The organism is Acinetobacter sp. 16, from assembly GCF_033439925.1.
Classification (GTDB): Bacteria; Pseudomonadota; Gammaproteobacteria; order Pseudomonadales; family Moraxellaceae; genus Acinetobacter; species Acinetobacter junii.
The window spans coordinates 775,516-792,208 of the sequence record NZ_CP137746.1; the positions used below are offsets into that span (position 1 = coordinate 775,516).

At 39.5% G+C, this 16,693-nt stretch carries 12 protein-coding genes, 2 tRNA genes, 2 rRNA genes and 3 pseudogenes; 16 read left to right on the top strand and 3 right to left on the bottom strand.

Annotated features, from left to right (window positions below):
- Nucleotides 1–58: 58 nt before the first annotated feature.
- The 11 genes from R2H34_RS03685 (at nt 59) to hisC (ending at nt 10,947) form a co-directional block, all read left to right on the top strand.
- A tRNA-Ile gene (locus R2H34_RS03685) sits at nt 59–135 on the top strand.
- A gap of 70 nt (nt 136–205) precedes the next feature.
- Nucleotides 206–281, top strand: a tRNA-Ala gene (locus R2H34_RS03690).
- A gap of 424 nt (nt 282–705) precedes the next feature.
- Nucleotides 706–3,596 (top strand): 23S ribosomal RNA (locus R2H34_RS03695).
- Between the two features lie 174 nt (nt 3,597–3,770).
- A 5S ribosomal RNA gene (gene rrf, locus R2H34_RS03700) occupies nt 3,771–3,885 on the top strand.
- 227 nt (nt 3,886–4,112) lie between these two features.
- A complete protein-coding gene (locus R2H34_RS03705) occupies nt 4,113–5,561 on the top strand; it encodes an RNA polymerase factor sigma-54 (RefSeq protein WP_004952298.1) in 1,449 nt (482 codons plus the stop codon).
- A 166-nt stretch (nt 5,562–5,727) separates the two neighbouring features.
- Nucleotides 5,728–6,069: a ribosome hibernation-promoting factor, HPF/YfiA family gene (hpf, locus tag R2H34_RS03710; protein ID WP_004914435.1), complete on the top strand. Its 342-nt coding sequence runs from the start codon at nt 5,728–5,730 to the stop codon at nt 6,067–6,069.
- 137 nt (nt 6,070–6,206) lie between these two features.
- A complete protein-coding gene (gene ibaG / locus R2H34_RS03715) occupies nt 6,207–6,458 on the top strand; it encodes a BolA family iron metabolism protein IbaG (RefSeq protein ID WP_004914432.1) in 252 nt (83 codons plus the stop codon).
- Nucleotides 6,459–6,464: 6 nt separating this feature from the next.
- Nucleotides 6,465–7,724: a UDP-N-acetylglucosamine 1-carboxyvinyltransferase gene (murA, locus tag R2H34_RS03720; protein ID WP_042892941.1), complete on the top strand. Its 1,260-nt coding sequence runs from the start codon at nt 6,465–6,467 to the stop codon at nt 7,722–7,724.
- Nucleotides 7,721–8,404 (top strand): ATP phosphoribosyltransferase, encoded by a 684-nt coding sequence (gene hisG, locus R2H34_RS03725; RefSeq protein ID WP_042892939.1) that lies wholly within the window; start codon nt 7,721–7,723, stop codon nt 8,402–8,404. The genes murA and hisG overlap by 4 nt, the downstream gene beginning before the upstream one ends.
- Nucleotides 8,405–8,510: 106 nt before the next feature.
- Complete coding sequence (hisD, locus tag R2H34_RS03730) at nt 8,511–9,800, top strand: histidinol dehydrogenase (protein WP_112987399.1); 1,290 nt, start codon at nt 8,511–8,513, stop codon at nt 9,798–9,800.
- A 61-nt stretch (nt 9,801–9,861) separates the two neighbouring features.
- Nucleotides 9,862–10,947 carry a histidinol-phosphate transaminase gene (gene hisC, locus R2H34_RS03735; RefSeq protein WP_125298002.1) on the top strand — a complete coding sequence of 362 codons (1,086 nt, stop codon included), beginning with the start codon at nt 9,862–9,864 and terminating at the stop codon, nt 10,945–10,947.
- Between the two features lie 17 nt (nt 10,948–10,964).
- Here hisC and pabB read toward each other — a convergent pair whose 3' ends face one another.
- The gene (gene pabB, locus R2H34_RS03740) at nt 10,965–12,308 is read right to left on the bottom strand and encodes an aminodeoxychorismate synthase component I (protein WP_042892931.1); all 1,344 of its coding nucleotides are present in this window, start codon (nt 12,306–12,308) and stop codon (nt 10,965–10,967) included.
- 95 nt (nt 12,309–12,403) lie between these two features.
- Between pabB and R2H34_RS03745 the strand changes: the two are divergent.
- Nucleotides 12,404–12,886 (top strand): annotated as a pseudogene (locus R2H34_RS03745) (hypothetical protein); the annotation flags it as partial.
- 31 nt (nt 12,887–12,917) lie between these two features.
- On the opposite strand, the gene R2H34_RS03750 reads toward R2H34_RS03745, so the two are convergent.
- Nucleotides 12,918–13,466, bottom strand: coding sequence for an NUDIX hydrolase (locus R2H34_RS03750; protein WP_004914410.1), 549 nt, complete (start codon nt 13,464–13,466; stop codon nt 12,918–12,920).
- A 127-nt stretch (nt 13,467–13,593) separates the two neighbouring features.
- Between R2H34_RS03750 and R2H34_RS03755 the strand changes: the two genes are divergently transcribed.
- Entirely contained in the window at nt 13,594–14,208 is a 615-nt protein-coding gene (locus R2H34_RS03755) for a CoA pyrophosphatase (RefSeq protein ID WP_005403193.1), read from the top strand.
- A 28-nt stretch (nt 14,209–14,236) separates the two neighbouring features.
- Nucleotides 14,237–14,347, top strand: a pseudogene (locus R2H34_RS03760) (gamma carbonic anhydrase family protein); the annotation flags it as partial.
- A 9-nt stretch (nt 14,348–14,356) separates the two neighbouring features.
- Here R2H34_RS03760 and R2H34_RS03765 read toward each other — a convergent pair.
- On the bottom strand, nt 14,357–15,325 hold the full coding sequence (locus tag R2H34_RS03765) for an IS30 family transposase (RefSeq protein WP_014538385.1): 969 nt from the start codon (nt 15,323–15,325) through the stop codon (nt 14,357–14,359).
- 112 nt (nt 15,326–15,437) lie between these two features.
- Between R2H34_RS03765 and R2H34_RS03770 the strand changes: the two are divergent.
- Nucleotides 15,438–15,857: pseudogene (locus R2H34_RS03770) on the top strand (gamma carbonic anhydrase family protein); the annotation flags it as partial.
- Between the two features lie 143 nt (nt 15,858–16,000).
- Entirely contained in the window at nt 16,001–16,693 is a 693-nt protein-coding gene (gene tsaB, locus R2H34_RS03775) for a tRNA (adenosine(37)-N6)-threonylcarbamoyltransferase complex dimerization subunit type 1 TsaB (RefSeq protein ID WP_151973514.1), read from the top strand.

Consider the following 16,693-nt stretch of genomic DNA (forward strand, 5'->3'; position numbering starts at 1 on the left):
CGAAAGATTGGTGACCGGTAAGAATCCACAACAAGTTGTTCTTCGAAGATGTATCTGAGGGTCTGTAGCTCAGTTGGTTAGAGCACACGCTTGATAAGCGTGGGGTCACAAGTTCAAGTCTTGTCAGACCCACCACTACTGACGAAGTGATGAATAATCACAAGCTGCTAGATAAAAAGATATGTCGTTCATTATGATTAAAGCTGGGGACTTAGCTTAGTTGGTAGAGCGCCTGCTTTGCACGCAGGAGGTCAGGAGTTCGACTCTCCTAGTCTCCACCAAATTCGAGGGTAAACAAAGCAACGCTTTGTCCGAGAATTTAAGCAAACAGCTATGCTGTGCGCAGGCACACATAGAACGAAGCTTGGAGCTAAAGATTACAGAACTTAGTAAGCAAATAGCTTCTTAACTTCTGTGATTTATCACAGTTTACTACGCACCGACGAGGTGGTAGTTAATCATTAACAGATTAGAAAATTGAGTCTGAAATAAATTGTTCAAACTCGATTAAATAGGAAGATAACAAGTAATTGTTAAATTAATATTTAATCTGAGAACTAGCAAAAACACTGAATCAAGCGTTTTGGTATATGAATTTAGATTGAAGCTGTATGGTGATTAAATTCACAGACAACAAACCAGTAGCAATTAAGTTTGCAACGATAACACTCACTTGTATGTGTTAACGACTGTTTGGGGTTGTATAGTCAAGTAATTAAGTGCATGTGGTGGATGCCTTGGCAGTCAGAGGCGATGAAAGACGTGATAGCCTGCGAAAAGCTCCGGGGAGGCGGCAAATATCCTTTGATCCGGAGATTTCTGAATGGGGGAACCCACCCGCTATAAGGCGGGTATCATAAACTGAATACATAGGTTTATGAAGCGAACGAGGGGAAGTGAAACATCTCAGTACCCTTAGGAAAAGAAATCAATTGAGATTCCCTTAGTAGCGGCGAGCGAACGGGGAGCAGCCCATTAAGTTATGTGTGTTTTAGTGGAACGCTCTGGGAAGTGCGAACGTAGAGGGTGATATTCCCGTACACGAAAGGGCACACATAATGATGACGAGTAGGGCGAGGCACGTGAAACCTTGTCTGAATATGGGGGGACCATCCTCCAAGGCTAAATACTCCTGACTGACCGATAGTGAACCAGTACCGTGAGGGAAAGGCGAAAAGAACCCCTGTGAGGGGAGTGAAATAGATCCTGAAACCGCATGCATACAAGCAGTGGGAGCCGACTTGTTCGGTGACTGCGTACCTTTTGTATAATGGGTCAGCGACTTATATTCAGTAGCGAGGTTAACCGAATAGGGGAGCCGTAGAGAAATCGAGTCTTAATAGGGCGTTTAGTTGCTGGGTATAGACCCGAAACCAGGCGATCTATCCATGAGCAGGTTGAAGGTTGGGTAACACTAACTGGAGGACCGAACCCACTGTCGTTGAAAAGCCAGGGGATGACTTGTGGATAGGGGTGAAAGGCTAATCAAGCCTGGTGATAGCTGGTTCTCCCCGAAAGCTATTTAGGTAGCGCCTCGGACGAATACCATTGGGGGTAGAGCACTGTTTCGGCTAGGGGGTCATCCCGACTTACCAAACCGATGCAAACTCCGAATACCAATGAGTACTATCCGGGAGACAGACTGCGGGTGCTAACGTCCGTAGTCAAGAGGAAAACAATCCAGACCGCCAGCTAAGGCCCCAAAATCATAGTTAAGTGGGAAACGATGTGGGAAGGCATAGACAGCTAGGAGGTTGGCTTAGAAGCAGCCACCCTTTAAAGAAAGCGTAATAGCTCACTAGTCGAGTCGGCCTGCGCGGAAGATGTAACGGGGCTAAAACTATGTGCCGAAGCTGCGGATTTGACATTAGTCAAGTGGTAGGGGAGCGTTCTGTAAGCCGATGAAGGTGTATTGAGAAGTATGCTGGAGGTATCAGAAGTGCGAATGCTGACGTGAGTAACGACAAAACGGGTGAAAAACCCGTTCGCTGAAAGACCAAGGGTTCCAGTCCAACGTTAATCGGGGCTGGGTGAGTCGACCCCTAAGGCGAGGCCGAGAGGCGTAGTCGATGGGAAATTGGTTAATATTCCAATACTTCTGTGTAATGCGATGAGAGGACGGAGAAGGTTAAGTCAGCCTGGCGTTGGTTGTCCAGGTGGAAGACCGTAGGCATGCATCTTAGGCAAATCCGGGGTGCTCTATGCTGAGAGTCGATAGCAAGCTGTACTTGTACAGTGAAGTGGCTGATACCATGCTTCCAGGAAAAGTCTCTAAGCTTCAGTTACACAGGAATCGTACCCGAAACCGACACAGGTGGTCAGGTCGAGTAGACCAAAGCGCTTGAGAGAACTCTGCTGAAGGAACTAGGCAAAATGGTACCGTAACTTCGGGAGAAGGTACGCTGCTGACGGTGATGGGACTTGCTCCCTGAGCGGTTGGCAGCCGCAGAAACCAGGCCGCTGCAACTGTTTATTAAAAACATAGCACTCTGCAAACACGAAAGTGGACGTATAGGGTGTGATGCCTGCCCGGTGCTGGAAGGTTAATTGATGGGGTTAGCGTAAGCGAAGCTCTTGATCGAAGCCCCAGTAAACGGCGGCCGTAACTATAACGGTCCTAAGGTAGCGAAATTCCTTGTCGGGTAAGTTCCGACCTGCACGAATGGCATAATGATGGCGGCGCTGTCTCCAGCAGAGGCTCAGTGAAATCGAAATCGCTGTGAAGATGCAGTGTACCCGCGGCTAGACGGAAAGACCCCGTGAACCTTTACTGCAGCTTGACATTGAACTTTGACCTTACTTGTGTAGGATAGGTGGGAGGCTTTGAAGTTGGAACGCTAGTTCCAATGGAGCCGTCCTTGAAATACCACCCTGGTAATGTTGAGGTTCTAACTCTGTCCCGTAATCCGGGACGAGGACCATGTCTGGTGGGTAGTTTGACTGGGGCGGTCTCCTCCTAAAGAGTAACGGAGGAGTACGAAGGTGCGCTCAGCGTGGTCGGAAATCACGCGTAGAGTATAAAGGCAAAAGCGCGCTTAACTGCGAGACCCACAAGTCGAGCAGGTACGAAAGTAGGTCTTAGTGATCCGGTGGTTCTGTATGGAAGGGCCATCGCTCAACGGATAAAAGGTACTCTGGGGATAACAGGCTGATACCGCCCAAGAGTTCATATCGACGGCGGTGTTTGGCACCTCGATGTCGGCTCATCTCATCCTGGGGCTGAAGCAGGTCCCAAGGGTATGGCTGTTCGCCATTTAAAGAGGTACGCGAGCTGGGTTTAGAACGTCGTGAGACAGTTCGGTCCCTATCTACCGTGGGCGCTGGAAATTTGAGAGGATCTGCTCCTAGTACGAGAGGACCAGAGTGGACGAACCTCTGGTGTACCGGTTGTCACGCCAGTGGCATCGCCGGGTAGCTATGTTCGGAAGGGATAACCGCTGAAAGCATCTAAGCGGGAAGCCTACCTCAAGATAAGATTTCCCTAGGAATTTATTCCTCTAAAGAGCCGTTCGAGACTAGGACGTTGATAGGTTGGGTGTGGAAGCACGGTGACGTGTGAAGCTGACCAATACTAATTGCTCGTGAGGCTTGACTATACAACACCCAAACAGTTGTTGTATTCAAGATAAATTCAATACATAACTTGATTTAGTGTACAAACTAGTTACAATACAGACCAATTATCTAATCCGTTAATAACTCTTTCGGTACTAAGTGGCAAAGAACTTCAATAAGTTCAAGAGTAAGACCACCGAAAGCCAAAACAGTTTGCTGGCGACAATAGCAAGAGTGAACCACCTGATCCCTTCCCGAACTCAGAAGTGAAACCTCTTCGCGCTGATGGTAGTGTGGCGTTTGCCATGTGAGAGTAAGTCATCGCCAGCTTTTAAATACAAACACCCCTAACCTAACGGTTAGGGGTGTTTTTTATTGCGTGGTTGAAAATTTAGTTAGGCAATATATCGAATAAAGTTTATACAAATATTCTTTTGCTAGTTTTTTGAGCATATGGATAGATTGAAAGTAGGTTTACTTATAGTTGTTCAAGTTTCTTTGTGTTATAAATAATTTTGTAGGCATGTTTTTTGCTTGTTCTAATATAGGAAGTGATTATGAAATTATCTGTTGGGTTGAAAGTAGCGAATAATTTATCGTTAACTCCTCAATTGCAGCAGGCAATTCGACTTTTACAACTATCTAGTTTGGAGTTGGAGCAAGAGATACAAATTCAACTTGATAGTAATCCATTGCTCGAAAAAATTGAAGATAATAATAGTATTGAAAGTTTAAATAGTGTTGAAGCTAATGAAAATAAAGATTTAACATCTGAATTGAATGCAGATCATTTACCAAATGATTTGCCCGTTGATACAGAGTGGGATGATATTTATACGCATCAATCCACCGCACTTGCTACACCAGAGTATGAAGAAAGAGAAGATAACAGACAAATTCACCTTAGTTTAAAAGAACATATTCTAGAACAAGTTAATCTTTTGCATTTTTCTAGGGTGGATAAGCTGATTGCTTATTGTATTGTAGACTCTTTGGATGATAAGGGATTTCTAGATGCTGATTTGACAGATATTTTAATTGCTGTGAATCAATTGTTACGAGAGGTTGATAACGACGAAGATGTTGAAGAAGATGAGGTTATTGTTGTCTTAAAACATATTCAACGTTTAGAGCCGATAGGTGTTGGCTCAAGAAGTTTGGCTGAATGTTTGCAAATTCAATTAGAAACAATTAAAGACAAGACTCCTTTTTTAGCCGAAGCAAAGCAGCTTTTAAATTACTATGAACTGCTGATTTCTAATGATTTAAATAAATTATTGAAACAAACTGGATTATCAAAAGAACAACTTACTAATGCAATTGAGCTACTTAAAACCTTAAAGCCTTATCCTGGGTTGGAGTTTGATCAACAAGAATCAGAGTATCAGGTACCTGATGTCGTTGTCGCAAAGAAAGATCAGCATTGGAATGTACAATTAAATCCGGATGTAATGCCTAAATTACGGATTAATTCATTTTATTCCAATATGATTCGTCGAGCAGATCAAAGTGACGATAATGTTTATTTACGCAATCAAATGTTAGAAGCAAAGAACTTCATTAAGAGTATAGATGAGCGTCATAAAACATTATTGAAGGTTGCGACTTGTATTGTTGAACATCAGCGAGCATTTCTTGAGCAAGGTGCTGAAGCAATGAAGCCTTTAGTTTTGCGTGATGTAGCAGAAGAAGTTGAACTACATGAATCAACAGTATCTCGTGTGACAACCAATAAATATATGCTTACACCCCGTGGGTTATTTGAATTGAAATACTTTTTTTCAAGTCATGTTGGAACAACTTCTGGTGGGGAGGCATCTTCGACTGCAATTCGTGCCATGATTAAAAAGCTCGTATCTAATGAAAATCCACGTAAGCCTTTGTCAGATAATGCAATAGCAGAGATGTTGAAAAAAGAAGGTATTGAGGTTGCTCGTAGAACAGTCGCAAAATATAGAGAATCGTTACATATTCCTTCATCTTCTGAAAGAAAAGTCTTGATCTAAATTTTAAGGTGTGACTATTCTAATAGCTCATTATGACGAAATAATGAATTTTTTTAATAGTCACTAGAGAGATCACTGAAATGATTTAATGGATACTGAACCACTCATGTGCATTAATTTGTTTTAGTTATTTCTTGAATCCTAAGAAAAGGTGAGGGATAGAATTATGCAAATAACAATTCGTGGACACCATTTAACCATTACACCAGCAATTGAAAAAAATATAAAAGAAAAGTTTAGTCAAATGACTAAGCATCTTGATCAAGTAAACAGTATGCAAATTAAATTAGCGAAAGATCATCAAATCGATAAGCGTTCGCATAAAGGGAGTGCCAATCATATAGCTGAGGCCATCATACGTTTACCAGGGGTTGAGCTGTTTGCTCAAGCAACAGCAGATGATATGTATACTTCAATAAAAAAACTGACAGAAAAATTAAAAAGACAGCTTGCTAAACATAGAAAAATGCAATGTTCTTACCAGCATGAGTTGGTTGTTTTAAGTTAAATTGCTTTTAAGAAAGAGGCTAATTTTGATAGCCTCTTTTTTTTATTTTTAAAAAAAGAAACTGCTTACTGAATAATGTGAAAAAGTTATAGTAAAATATGCGGTTTTACACCATTGGCTGTATAAGAGGTCTTGTAATGAATAGTGAACAGCTCACGCAAATTTTAAAAGAAGCTTTCCCTGAAGCAGAAGTAGCAGTGAGTGGACAAGCTGGAAAATTCGACCTTCGTATTGTAGATGATCAATTTGAAGGAAAGAGAACTCTTACACGTCAACAAGCCGTATATGCACCTCTTAATTCTTATATCGCGAGTGGTGAAGTTCACGCAGTTACTATTCGTGCAATGACTAAAGACGAATGGCGTAAAGCAAGCCTTTTCGGAGCTTAAATATTAATGGATAAATTTTTAATTACGGGCGGTGTTAAGCTCGAAGGTGAAGTACGCATTTCTGGTGCTAAAAATGCAGCTTTACCTTTACTCGCTGCAATGATTCTTGCGGACTCTCCGACTACTTTAACCAATGTGCCAAACTTAAAAGACGTAAATACATTAGTTAAATTAATAGCGGGTCTTGGCGTTACCATGACCTATGAAGGGGATACGGTTCGTGCTGATGCATCAACATTAGATAATCAATTTGCACCATACGAACTTGTGAAAACAATGCGTGCTTCAATTTTAGTGTTAGGTCCATTATTAGCACGTTATGGTAACGCAAAAGTATCATTACCAGGTGGTTGTGCAATTGGTTCACGTCCAGTTGATCAGCATTTAAAAGCTTTGGAAGCGTTAGGTGCACATATTGAAGTTGAAAATGGATATGTTCATGCTTCAGTTGATGGTCGATTAAAAGGCGGTGAAGTCGTTTTTGATATGGTGACCGTGGGTGGTACAGAGAATATCTTGATGGCTGCTGTTTTAGCAGATGGTGTTACCACAATTCGTAATGCTGCTAGAGAGCCTGAGATTACAGACCTCGCCCAAATGCTAATTAAAATGGGTGCAAAAATTGAAGGACTTGATACAGACACTTTGGTAGTAACTGGTGTTGAAAGTCTGCATGGTTGTGAATACGCAGTCGTAGCGGATCGTATCGAAACTGGCTCATATTTAGCCGCTGCAGCGATCACTGGTGGTCGTATCAAAACGACGCATACAGATCCAGCATTATTAGAAGCTGTATTAGATAAATTCGAAGAAATGGGTGCGGAAGTTACTCGTGGCGATGATTGGATTGAACTAGACATGCAAGGGAAACGTCCTAAAGCTGTTAGTTTTAGAACATTGCCTCATCCGGAATTTCCAACTGACATGCAAGCTCAAATCATGGCCGTGAATGCAATCGGTCGTGGTTTTGCGACGATTTCGGAAACAATTTTTGAAAATCGCTTTATGCATGTCCCCGAACTTTCACGTATGGGTGCAAATATTCAGGTAGAAGGCCATGATGCGATCGTAACTGGTGTGGAAACACTTCAGGCTGCACCTGTTATGGCTACAGATTTACGTGCTTCATTTTCACTAGTGCTTGCAGCCTTAGTTGCAGAAGGTGAAACACTAATTGATCGTATTTACCATATAGATCGTGGCTATGAACATGTTGAAGAAAAATTGCAAAGTTTAGGCGCTCAGATTAAGCGAGTAAAAGGATGAATGACTTAAGAAACGATGATCCGAATTTTGATGTAATGGGTAATTTTGATCATGGTTTAACTTTAGCACTCAGTAAAGGTCGTATCTTAAAAGAAACATTGCCATTACTTGAAAATGCAGGCATAAATTTACTTGAAGATCCTGATAAATCTCGTAAATTGATTTTCCCAACAACACATAAGAAAGTACGTATTTTGATTTTACGTGCTTCTGATGTGCCAACATATGTGGAAAACGGTGCAGCAGATTTTGGTGTCGCGGGTAAGGATGTATTAATGGAACATGGAGCTCAACATGTGTATGAGTTACTTGACCTGAAAATTGCCAATTGTAAATTAATGACTGCTGGCAAAGTTGGAATGGAACGCCCGAAAGGACGTTTGAAGATTGCGACGAAGTATGTCAATTTGACGCGTCAATATTATGCGAGCTTAGGTGAACAAGTTGATGTGATTAAGCTCTATGGTTCAATGGAGCTTGCGCCATTAGTAGGCTTGGGTGATTATATTGTCGATGTCGTTGATACGGGCAATACTTTGCGTGCCAATGGTTTAGAGCCATTAGAAGAGATTTGTAAAGTTTCTTCGCGTCTTATTGTCAATAAAGCGAGTTTTAAACGTAAACAAACTTTATTAAATCCAATTTTGACTCAACTTGAACAAGCAGTCCAATCACGTTAAACGTGATTTCCTATGAAAACTGAGTGATAGTTGTTGAGATGATGCCCACAAGGACATCGAAAAAGAGTAAACTTATTCTTCTCTTTTTCGCCTTGTGGGTAAATTGATGCGACGTTTATCGACTCAGGATCAAAATTTTAAGCAGATATTTGCTGAACTATTAGCATTTGAAACTGTAAATGATCCTCAATTAGTACAAACCGTAGACCAAATTATTGCCGATGTTCGTCAACACGGTGATCAGCATGTACTTAAGTTAACGCAACAGTTCGATCGACATCCTGCGCATCAATTCTCAGACTTAGAGCTCAGCCAAGAACAACTCAAATCCGCTTTTGAGGGTTTAACCATTGAAACTCGTGATGCACTTGAGTTAGCAGCAAAACGAATTCGTTCATTTCATCAAGCTCAGAAGCAAGAAGGGTGGACTTATGTTGATGATTTGGGAAATACATTAGGCCAAAAAGTCACTCCACTTGATCGTGTTGGGATCTATGTACCTGGTGGTTTAGCCTCTTATCCATCGTCTGTACTTATGAATGCTTTACCAGCCCATGTTGCTGGCGTACCTGAAATTATTATGGTTGTTCCTGCACCCAATGGTGAACTTAATCCATTGGTATTAGCAGCAGCATATTTAGCTGGTGTGAGCCGAGTTTTTACAATAGGTGGTGCACAAGCTGTTGCAGCTCTGGCTTATGGTACTGAAACAATACCAGCAGTGGATAAAATTACTGGGCCAGGTAATCGCTTTGTTGCCGCAGCTAAAAGAGCAGTTTTCGGTCAAGTGGGCATTGATATGATCGCAGGTCCTTCAGAAATTCTTGTTTATGCTGAAGGTGAAAATAATGCTGAATGGTTGGCAATGGATGTATTGTCTCAGGCAGAGCATGATACTGTGGCTCAATCAATTTTCATTACACCTGATGAGAATCTTTTAAATGCTGTGGAAATTGCAATTGAAAAGCATTTGAACGAACTGCCAAAGGCAGATATTGCTCGAACTTCTATTGAAAATCGTGGCGCATTAGTGCTTGTGAAGAATCGTGCAGAAGCAGTTGATCTTATCAACCAAGTTGCTCCTGAGCATTTAGAGTTATGTCTAGATGATGCAGAGTTGATGAGTCAAGAAATACGTCATGCGGGCGCAATATTCATGGGGCGCTATACTCCTGAAGCAATAGGTGATTATTGTGCGGGGCCTAATCACGTCCTACCAACATCTGGTACAGCTCGCTTTTCCTCACCGCTTGGTGTTTACGATTTTCAGAAACGCTCAAGCTTAATTATGTGCTCAAAAGAAGGTGTCAAAACCTTAGCAAAAGCAGCAGACATATTGGCGGTGGAAGAAAATCTTGATGCACATGCTCGATCAGCTCGTTATCGTTATCAATAGCTAACCCACGAATATAGGGGCTGATAAAGTTCCTTTTTAGAGAGTTTTGAGAGTATATAAAATGGCATTTACAATTGAACAAATGCGTTTTTGGAGTCCAGAGGTTCGTGAGTTAGAGCCTTATGTACCTGGTGAACAACCAAAAATACAGAATTTATTGAAACTGAATACAAACGAAAATCCTTATCCGCCATCTCCAAAAGTGGTTGATGCAGTGCAAGCTGTTTTGGCTCATCAAGCTGATGCCCTTCGTTTATATCCTGATCCAGATGCTACGGTTTTAAAACAAGCAATCGCTAAACAACAAAATGTTGACGTTAGCCAAGTCTTCGTAGGAAATGGTTCTGATGAAGTGCTTGCTCATATTTTTAAAGCATTTTTCATTCAGCAAAAACCAATTCTATATCCAGATATAACCTATAGTTTTTATCCTGTTTATAGTCAATTTTTTGGTGTTCAAACAAAGCAAATTCCATTGAATGAAAAATTTGAAATAGATATTTCAGATTATGAACAGGAAAATGGTGGAATTATTATCACCAATCCAAATGCACCAACGAGTATTGCATTAGGTTTGAACAAAATTGAAAAAGTGTTAAAGGCTAATCCGAATCGTGTGATTGTTATTGATGAAGCTTATGTAGATTTCGGAGCAGAATCAGCCGTTGACCTTGTAAGTCGTTATGAGAATTTGGTTGTATGTCAAACAACCTCCAAATCTCGTTCACTGGCTGGATTGCGTGTTGGATTTGCAATTGGACAAGCCCATTTGATTGCTGCACTTGAAGCGGTTAAAAATAGTTTCAATTCATATCCAATTGACCGTTTTGCAATTGCTGCAGCTGTAGCATCTTTTGAAGATCAAGATTATTTTCAAGAACAATGTGAGAAAGTCATTGTAAGTCGTGAAAAATTGGTAGCTAACCTAACTGAGCTAGGTTTTAATGTTTTGCCTTCAAAAGCAAACTTTATTTTTGCTACACACTCCCTACACGATGCAGCACAACTTGCAGAAAAATTGCGTGAGCAAGGTATTATTGTTCGCTATTTCAACAAACCAAGAATTAATCAATTTTTGCGTATCACGATTGGTACTGATGAACAAAATCAGCGCCTAGTTGATACATTAAAAATGCTAATAAGTTAATCTTGAAGTAGCTTATTTTATTTCTGCCATGTATTGAGTAGATCAAGCATGGCAGAAACTTTATCAAAACATTCTTGGTATTCGGCTTCCGCATCAGATGCGATAGTAATTCCACCACCAGCCCAAATCGAAAGATTGTCCTGATTTTTTTGAATACTACGAATTAAAATATTCCAGCGACCTGTACCATCGTAATTAAAATATCCTAAACTTCCGCAATAGGCACCGCGTGGAGATTCTTCAAGCTCATCGATAATTTGCATTGCGCGAATCTTTGGTGCCCCTGTGATTGAGCCTCCTGGAAGTGCTGATAGCAACATTTGCATCGGATTAACTTCTTCTTTTAATGTCGCGGTGATTTCACTCACCATATGATGAACTTGATTAAAACTTTCAATTTCAAATAATTTTGTTGTTTTTACTGAACCAGTTTCTGCATAAACACTTAAATCATTTCTTAGTAAATCCACAATCATTACATTTTCTGCCTGATCTTTTTTTGAATTTGTTAACTTTTCTTTTGAAATAAGGTCTTGTTGAGGATCTTGGTGTCTTGGCATGGTGCCTTTGATTGGTCGAGTTTTAATTTTATTTTTATTATCAAATTCAATGAATAGCTCTGGTGAACAACTTAAAAGTTCGAATTCATTAATTTTTACATAGCCTGCATATGGTGCATGAGTTAATTGCCAAAAATCATTTGATTTACTAAGTAGGGAGCCTTTCGCTTTTGCTGTAAACTCTTGAGTTAAATTTATTTGATAACAATCACCAGCTTTAATATAGTCTTGAATTTTTCTGAATGCCTGTAAATACTTGGTTTTAGACCAGCGAGGTGTACATTGATCCTGTAAAGATAATGATTCAAGTTGATCTGATTTATTTTTAGACAAAAGGGATAGAATGTAATTATAGGTGTTTACTGAATTTTTTTCATTGCCATAGAAATACCATTCACCATTATGATATTTGAGATAACTTGAATATTCACCTAAAAAAAGACTGGGTTGAGAGCGCATAGCAGTTGTAACGCATAAGTTTGAACAATAGTCATAACTTATAAAGCCGATGTATCCACCTTTAAAAGAAATGGATTCGATGGCTGATATTGGATTTTTGCTAAACTGAGCAAAATTGATGATCGATAAAGGATGCGTAATTTGATGGTATTGGTTTAACTCAAGTTGAGTGAACTGTTGTGATGTTGAATTTTCGAAGATTAAATAATGTTTTGGCAAAAAACTAATAATAGGTGAGTTTTGATCATGCAAATAAACCAAACCAATTAACTCTCTCAACTGAAATAGAATTTCAGAGACTGATAGAGATGAAATATTGAGTTTTTGCTGAAACTGGCTCATAAACTTGAAAATAACACATGCAAATCATAAGAAATAATTGTACTACAATAGTGAGAAATCATCGGAGTTTTTCAAAAACAGGTTGTACTTCGAAAAGTATTTGTGGCAGTGTGAAGACAGTGAATAGTGATGGTTCAATCACAGATAGTAATGATCAAAAACAGTTCCGAATTGGTACAACGGGAGCGACATTATTTTCAACGAATGATAAATCAATCAGTGTGAGAGCGATATTGTCTAATCCTAAGTTTGGAAATATCAATGGAGTAATGTTTGGCTTGAACGTAACTGCAGGCACTGGGGCGAAAATCAATATCAATAACCTTCTTGCAGGTCAAGCAACGGGAATTAATTTAACGAATTTCTCAAATAATACAGTGACATGGTCAAATACTTATGCATATTTTGTAGATGTGTATAATCGTTTATATGATGATTTGACCACAGAAGAAAAAAATAAATACGTAGCTCCTACAGCAGAAGAACGTGAATTAGCAAAACGTTTCTCTGGTTCGGTAAGTATTAAGATTGCAGATCAATCTATCCCAGCATGTAAGGCAATTAAAGTTAAGTCCTAATATAAAAAAGACCGCGTTAAGCGGTCTTTTTTTAACCTGTATGGTCTAAACGAGTACCCAACGTTTCTAGATGAGTTGTGAATGTTCCTGATTTACGATCAGAAAAATAGTGTTTCAATGTTTGTTCAACACTTGGAAATGCAAGTTCAGACCATGGAATTTCATGCTCTTCAAATAAACGACATTCAATACTTTCTTCACCTGCTCCAAAGAAACCTTGTTTAATATGTGCTTTGAATAATACGTATATCTGTCCAATACGCGGAATATTGTACATACAATAAAGTTGTTCTATTTCAACTTCAGCTTCCGCTTCTTCACGTGTTTCACGAGCTGCACCTTGTTCCATGGTTTCAAATAACTCCATGTAACCAGCAGGTAGTGTCCATAAACCATAACGTGGTTCAATTGCTCGTCGACAGAGTAAAACCTTATCATCCCATAGCGCTAAAGCACCACAAATAACCTTGGGATTTTCATAATGAATATTGCCACAATTTGTACATACAAGACGTGTTTTATGATCACCTAATGGAATTTTTGCTTCAGTTTGATGTCCACACGCTACACAAAAGCTCATAATTATCATCAATCCTAGAGATAACTCAGCATAACTGAATTTTTATGAATTCGCATTAGGATCAGCTATGTTCCTCAGTAAAATTTCGGCTATGATGTTGGTGGATAAGAAAAGCATTCAAAGAGGGATGAGTAGCATGGAAGAGGCATCGTTAATACAGCTATTAGAACAACGGTTGCGATTTTCCAAACGAATTCAACAAGCTGATGCAGCAGTCTTAATTGCAATTACGCAGGAGACTCAGCCTAGAGTTTTATTGACACGTCGTTCAATTCATTTATCTCAACATGCAGGTGAGGTATCTTTTCCTGGTGGTAAACGTGATCCTAGCGATACAAGCAATATTGTTGTTGCTTTACGTGAGGCTCAAGAGGAAACCGCACTAAATCCTTTCGATGTTAAATTATTGGGTGATTTACCGATTCAAAGAGCACGGAGTGGATTGTCTGTTAAACCAATTGTTGGCTTAATCCCTGCGGAAGTAAACCTTATTGCACAGCCCTCAGAAATTGATCGCATTTTCTTTGTACCATTAAAACAGTTAATCGATGCTCCTCCTTTACCTTATGAAGTTAGATTAGCCCGTCAATCTTTATATTTTCCAAGCATGCAAGTTGAAAGCGAAGTCGTGTGGGGTCTCACCGCAAGAATGCTCGTTTCATTATTCCAATACGGTTTAGGCTATCAAAAAAAATGGCCATTTCTAGTTAATCCACCTAACTTTGGTCTAGCTAAGTTTTAATTTCACTTTGAAAAGTAGAGTTTTAAAAATGATGTACAAATATAAAGAATTTACTCCTAAAGCACTTCAACAACCTTGGGATGGTTGGGTTGCACCGACAGCAACTGTGATTGGTCAGGTCGAATTAGGACGTGAAGTCAGGGCGAATTCAAACATGAGGTGCGACAGTTTGAAAAGTCTTATGATAATCAACAAGCTGAGCAAATTTCTCTAATGGTGTAAGCCAATCTAACGCTTTTCTAGGACGAGTATTCAGTGACATGGCAACTTGATTTAAATAATGCTGATCTGCCTGATTTAAATCAATCCCTTTAGGTAAATATTGCCTAATTAAACCATTCATATTTTCGCATGTGCCTTTTTGCCAGGGTGAATGTGGGTCACAGAAATATACATCTATGCCTAAATCTTCTTCAAGTATTTTATGTTCTGCCATCTCGCGTCCACGGTCATAGGTCAACGTTTTACGCAGTTCTGCAGGTAAATATTTCAGAGCTTCAGTTAAAGCCTTGCGCACTGATTCTGCCTTTGCATCAGGTAATGTTGCCAAGATACAGAGCCGTGTATTTCGTTCAATAAGTGTTGCTATCGAACTTTTATTGTCTTTACCTTTAATTAAATCAGCTTCCCAATGACCCGGTATTTTTCTTTCTTGAACTTCGGCTGGGCGCTCATGAATAGTTTTAATATCCTGTAATATAGAATCTTTTTTAGGTTCACCGTTAGCTTTTCGCTTTTTATTTTCATGACGTAGACAGGATAATAAGTCTTTTTTCAACTCACCCTTGGGTAATGCTCGTATCGTTGAATAAATCGTTGTATGGCTTACATTCATTGTTTGATCCAAATCAGGAAATGTCTTTAAACGCTTTGCTATTTGCTGAGGAGACCATAAACAACGGATCGCTTCAACAATAAATTTCCAGAGGATTGAATCGATTTTGAGTTTTCTGTGACCACGTCTACGTCTAGCAAAAGTGTTATCAGAAGCATATCGAGCTTGATAAACGTCATTGATGCTATTTCTTTTAAGCTCACGATAGATCGTACTAGGATGTCTTTTAATAAGTTCAGCAAATTTTCTGGCTGAAAAGCCTTCTTTTCTTGACTCAAGCATTAATGCAGTACGATCTTCAAAGTTAAGATGATGGTATGACAATTTTATATACTCCATAAACCCTTTAAATTAATTAGGTGGTTTATGTCGCACTTCAAGTTTTACTCTGCCCAGTGTTTGGTTTGGTGCTGTTATTAGGGCGGATAACTGTTTAATTCGAATCGGTAATTACTCGAATGTTCAAGAGAATGCAGTTTTGCATACAGATGCTGGTATTGAATTGAATATCGGTGAATACGTTACGATTGGCCATCAGGCGATGTTACATGGATGTACCATCGGTGATAATTCTTTAATTGGTATTAATGCGGTGATTCTAAATAATGCTGTGATTGGTAAGAATTGTATTATTGGTGCGAATGCATTAATTCCAGAAGGTAAAGTGATCCCTGATAATTCTGTCGTAATGGGTTCACCTGGAAAAATAGTTAAAACTGTAGATGATGAAGGTGCAGTTAAACTACGAATGAGTGCCTTACATTATGCTGAGCATTTTAAAAACTTCCTAAATTTAGAAGCGTTTAATTTCTAAAACACATTAGATTAATTGATATGAACTCAGCCAAGTGAATGCTTGGCTTTTTTGTATCCATAAAAATAGAACAGCTCGCCTATGATGTCTGAGTGGAGTATGATACTCGACGTTTTTCATCTCTTTTATACCAAGGTTTTTGCATGAAATTGCTTGCATTGGAAACTGCAAATGAGCAGTGTTCAGTTTCACTAATTGATGACACACAAGAACTCTATTTTCAGTTGGATGAGCGAACAAAGGCACAAACTCAAACCATTTTGCCTTTAACAGAGCAGGCTTTAATTCAGACACAGACACAACTTTCTGATTTAACAGCAATTGCATTTAGCCGAGGTCCTGGTTCGTTTAGTGGTGTGCGCATCAATGCTGCAGTTGCACAAGCTTTAGCATGGTCGCATGATTTGCCTGTTATACCTGTTTCTACTTTACAAGCTTTAGCTCAAGCAGCATATCGATTAACCGGTTTGAAACAAGTTTCTGCTGTTTTAGATGCACGAATGCAAGAAGTGTATATTGCGAATTACAACTTAGATCAGTTTGGTATTATGCAAGCAATCGATGAAGAAAAATTATTAGCTTACGAACGTGCTAGTGAATACTGTAAGTTTACACCAATTGGTTCAGGTTCAACTCTCATAGAATTTATGCAAGAAGATGAATCTAAAGCCTTAAATCAAAATGTTGCTGATATCAAAGCAACTGCGCACGATATCGCAACCATCGCACGAGTTTATGCAACTCAACAAAAATGGGTTGATGCAGAACATGCCTTGCCAGTTTATTTACGTGATGATGCGTGGAAAAAAATTGCTGATCAGGGCAAACCAAATTAA

Bases quoted from the DNA above. Each gene is read 5' to 3' on its own strand.
- R2H34_RS03705 (WP_004952298.1), top strand. From the start codon at position 4,113: ATGAAATTATCTGTTGGGTTGAAAGTAGCGAATAATTTATCGTTAACT.
- hpf (WP_004914435.1), top strand. From the start codon at position 5,728: ATGCAAATAACAATTCGTGGACACCATTTAACCATTACACCAGCAATT.
- ibaG (WP_004914432.1), top strand. From the start codon at position 6,207: ATGAATAGTGAACAGCTCACGCAAATTTTAAAAGAAGCTTTCCCTGAA.
- murA (WP_042892941.1), top strand. From the start codon at position 6,465: ATGGATAAATTTTTAATTACGGGCGGTGTTAAGCTCGAAGGTGAAGTA.
- hisG (WP_042892939.1), top strand. From the start codon at position 7,721: ATGAATGACTTAAGAAACGATGATCCGAATTTTGATGTAATGGGTAAT.
- hisD (WP_112987399.1), top strand. From the start codon at position 8,511: ATGCGACGTTTATCGACTCAGGATCAAAATTTTAAGCAGATATTTGCT.
- hisC (WP_125298002.1), top strand. From the start codon at position 9,862: ATGGCATTTACAATTGAACAAATGCGTTTTTGGAGTCCAGAGGTTCGT.
- pabB (WP_042892931.1), bottom strand. From the start codon at position 12,308: ATGAGCCAGTTTCAGCAAAAACTCAATATTTCATCTCTATCAGTCTCT.
- R2H34_RS03750 (WP_004914410.1), bottom strand. From the start codon at position 13,466: ATGAGCTTTTGTGTAGCGTGTGGACATCAAACTGAAGCAAAAATTCCA.
- R2H34_RS03755 (WP_005403193.1), top strand. From the start codon at position 13,594: ATGAGTAGCATGGAAGAGGCATCGTTAATACAGCTATTAGAACAACGG.
- R2H34_RS03765 (WP_014538385.1), bottom strand. From the start codon at position 15,325: ATGCTTGAGTCAAGAAAAGAAGGCTTTTCAGCCAGAAAATTTGCTGAA.
- tsaB (WP_151973514.1), top strand. From the start codon at position 16,001: ATGAAATTGCTTGCATTGGAAACTGCAAATGAGCAGTGTTCAGTTTCA.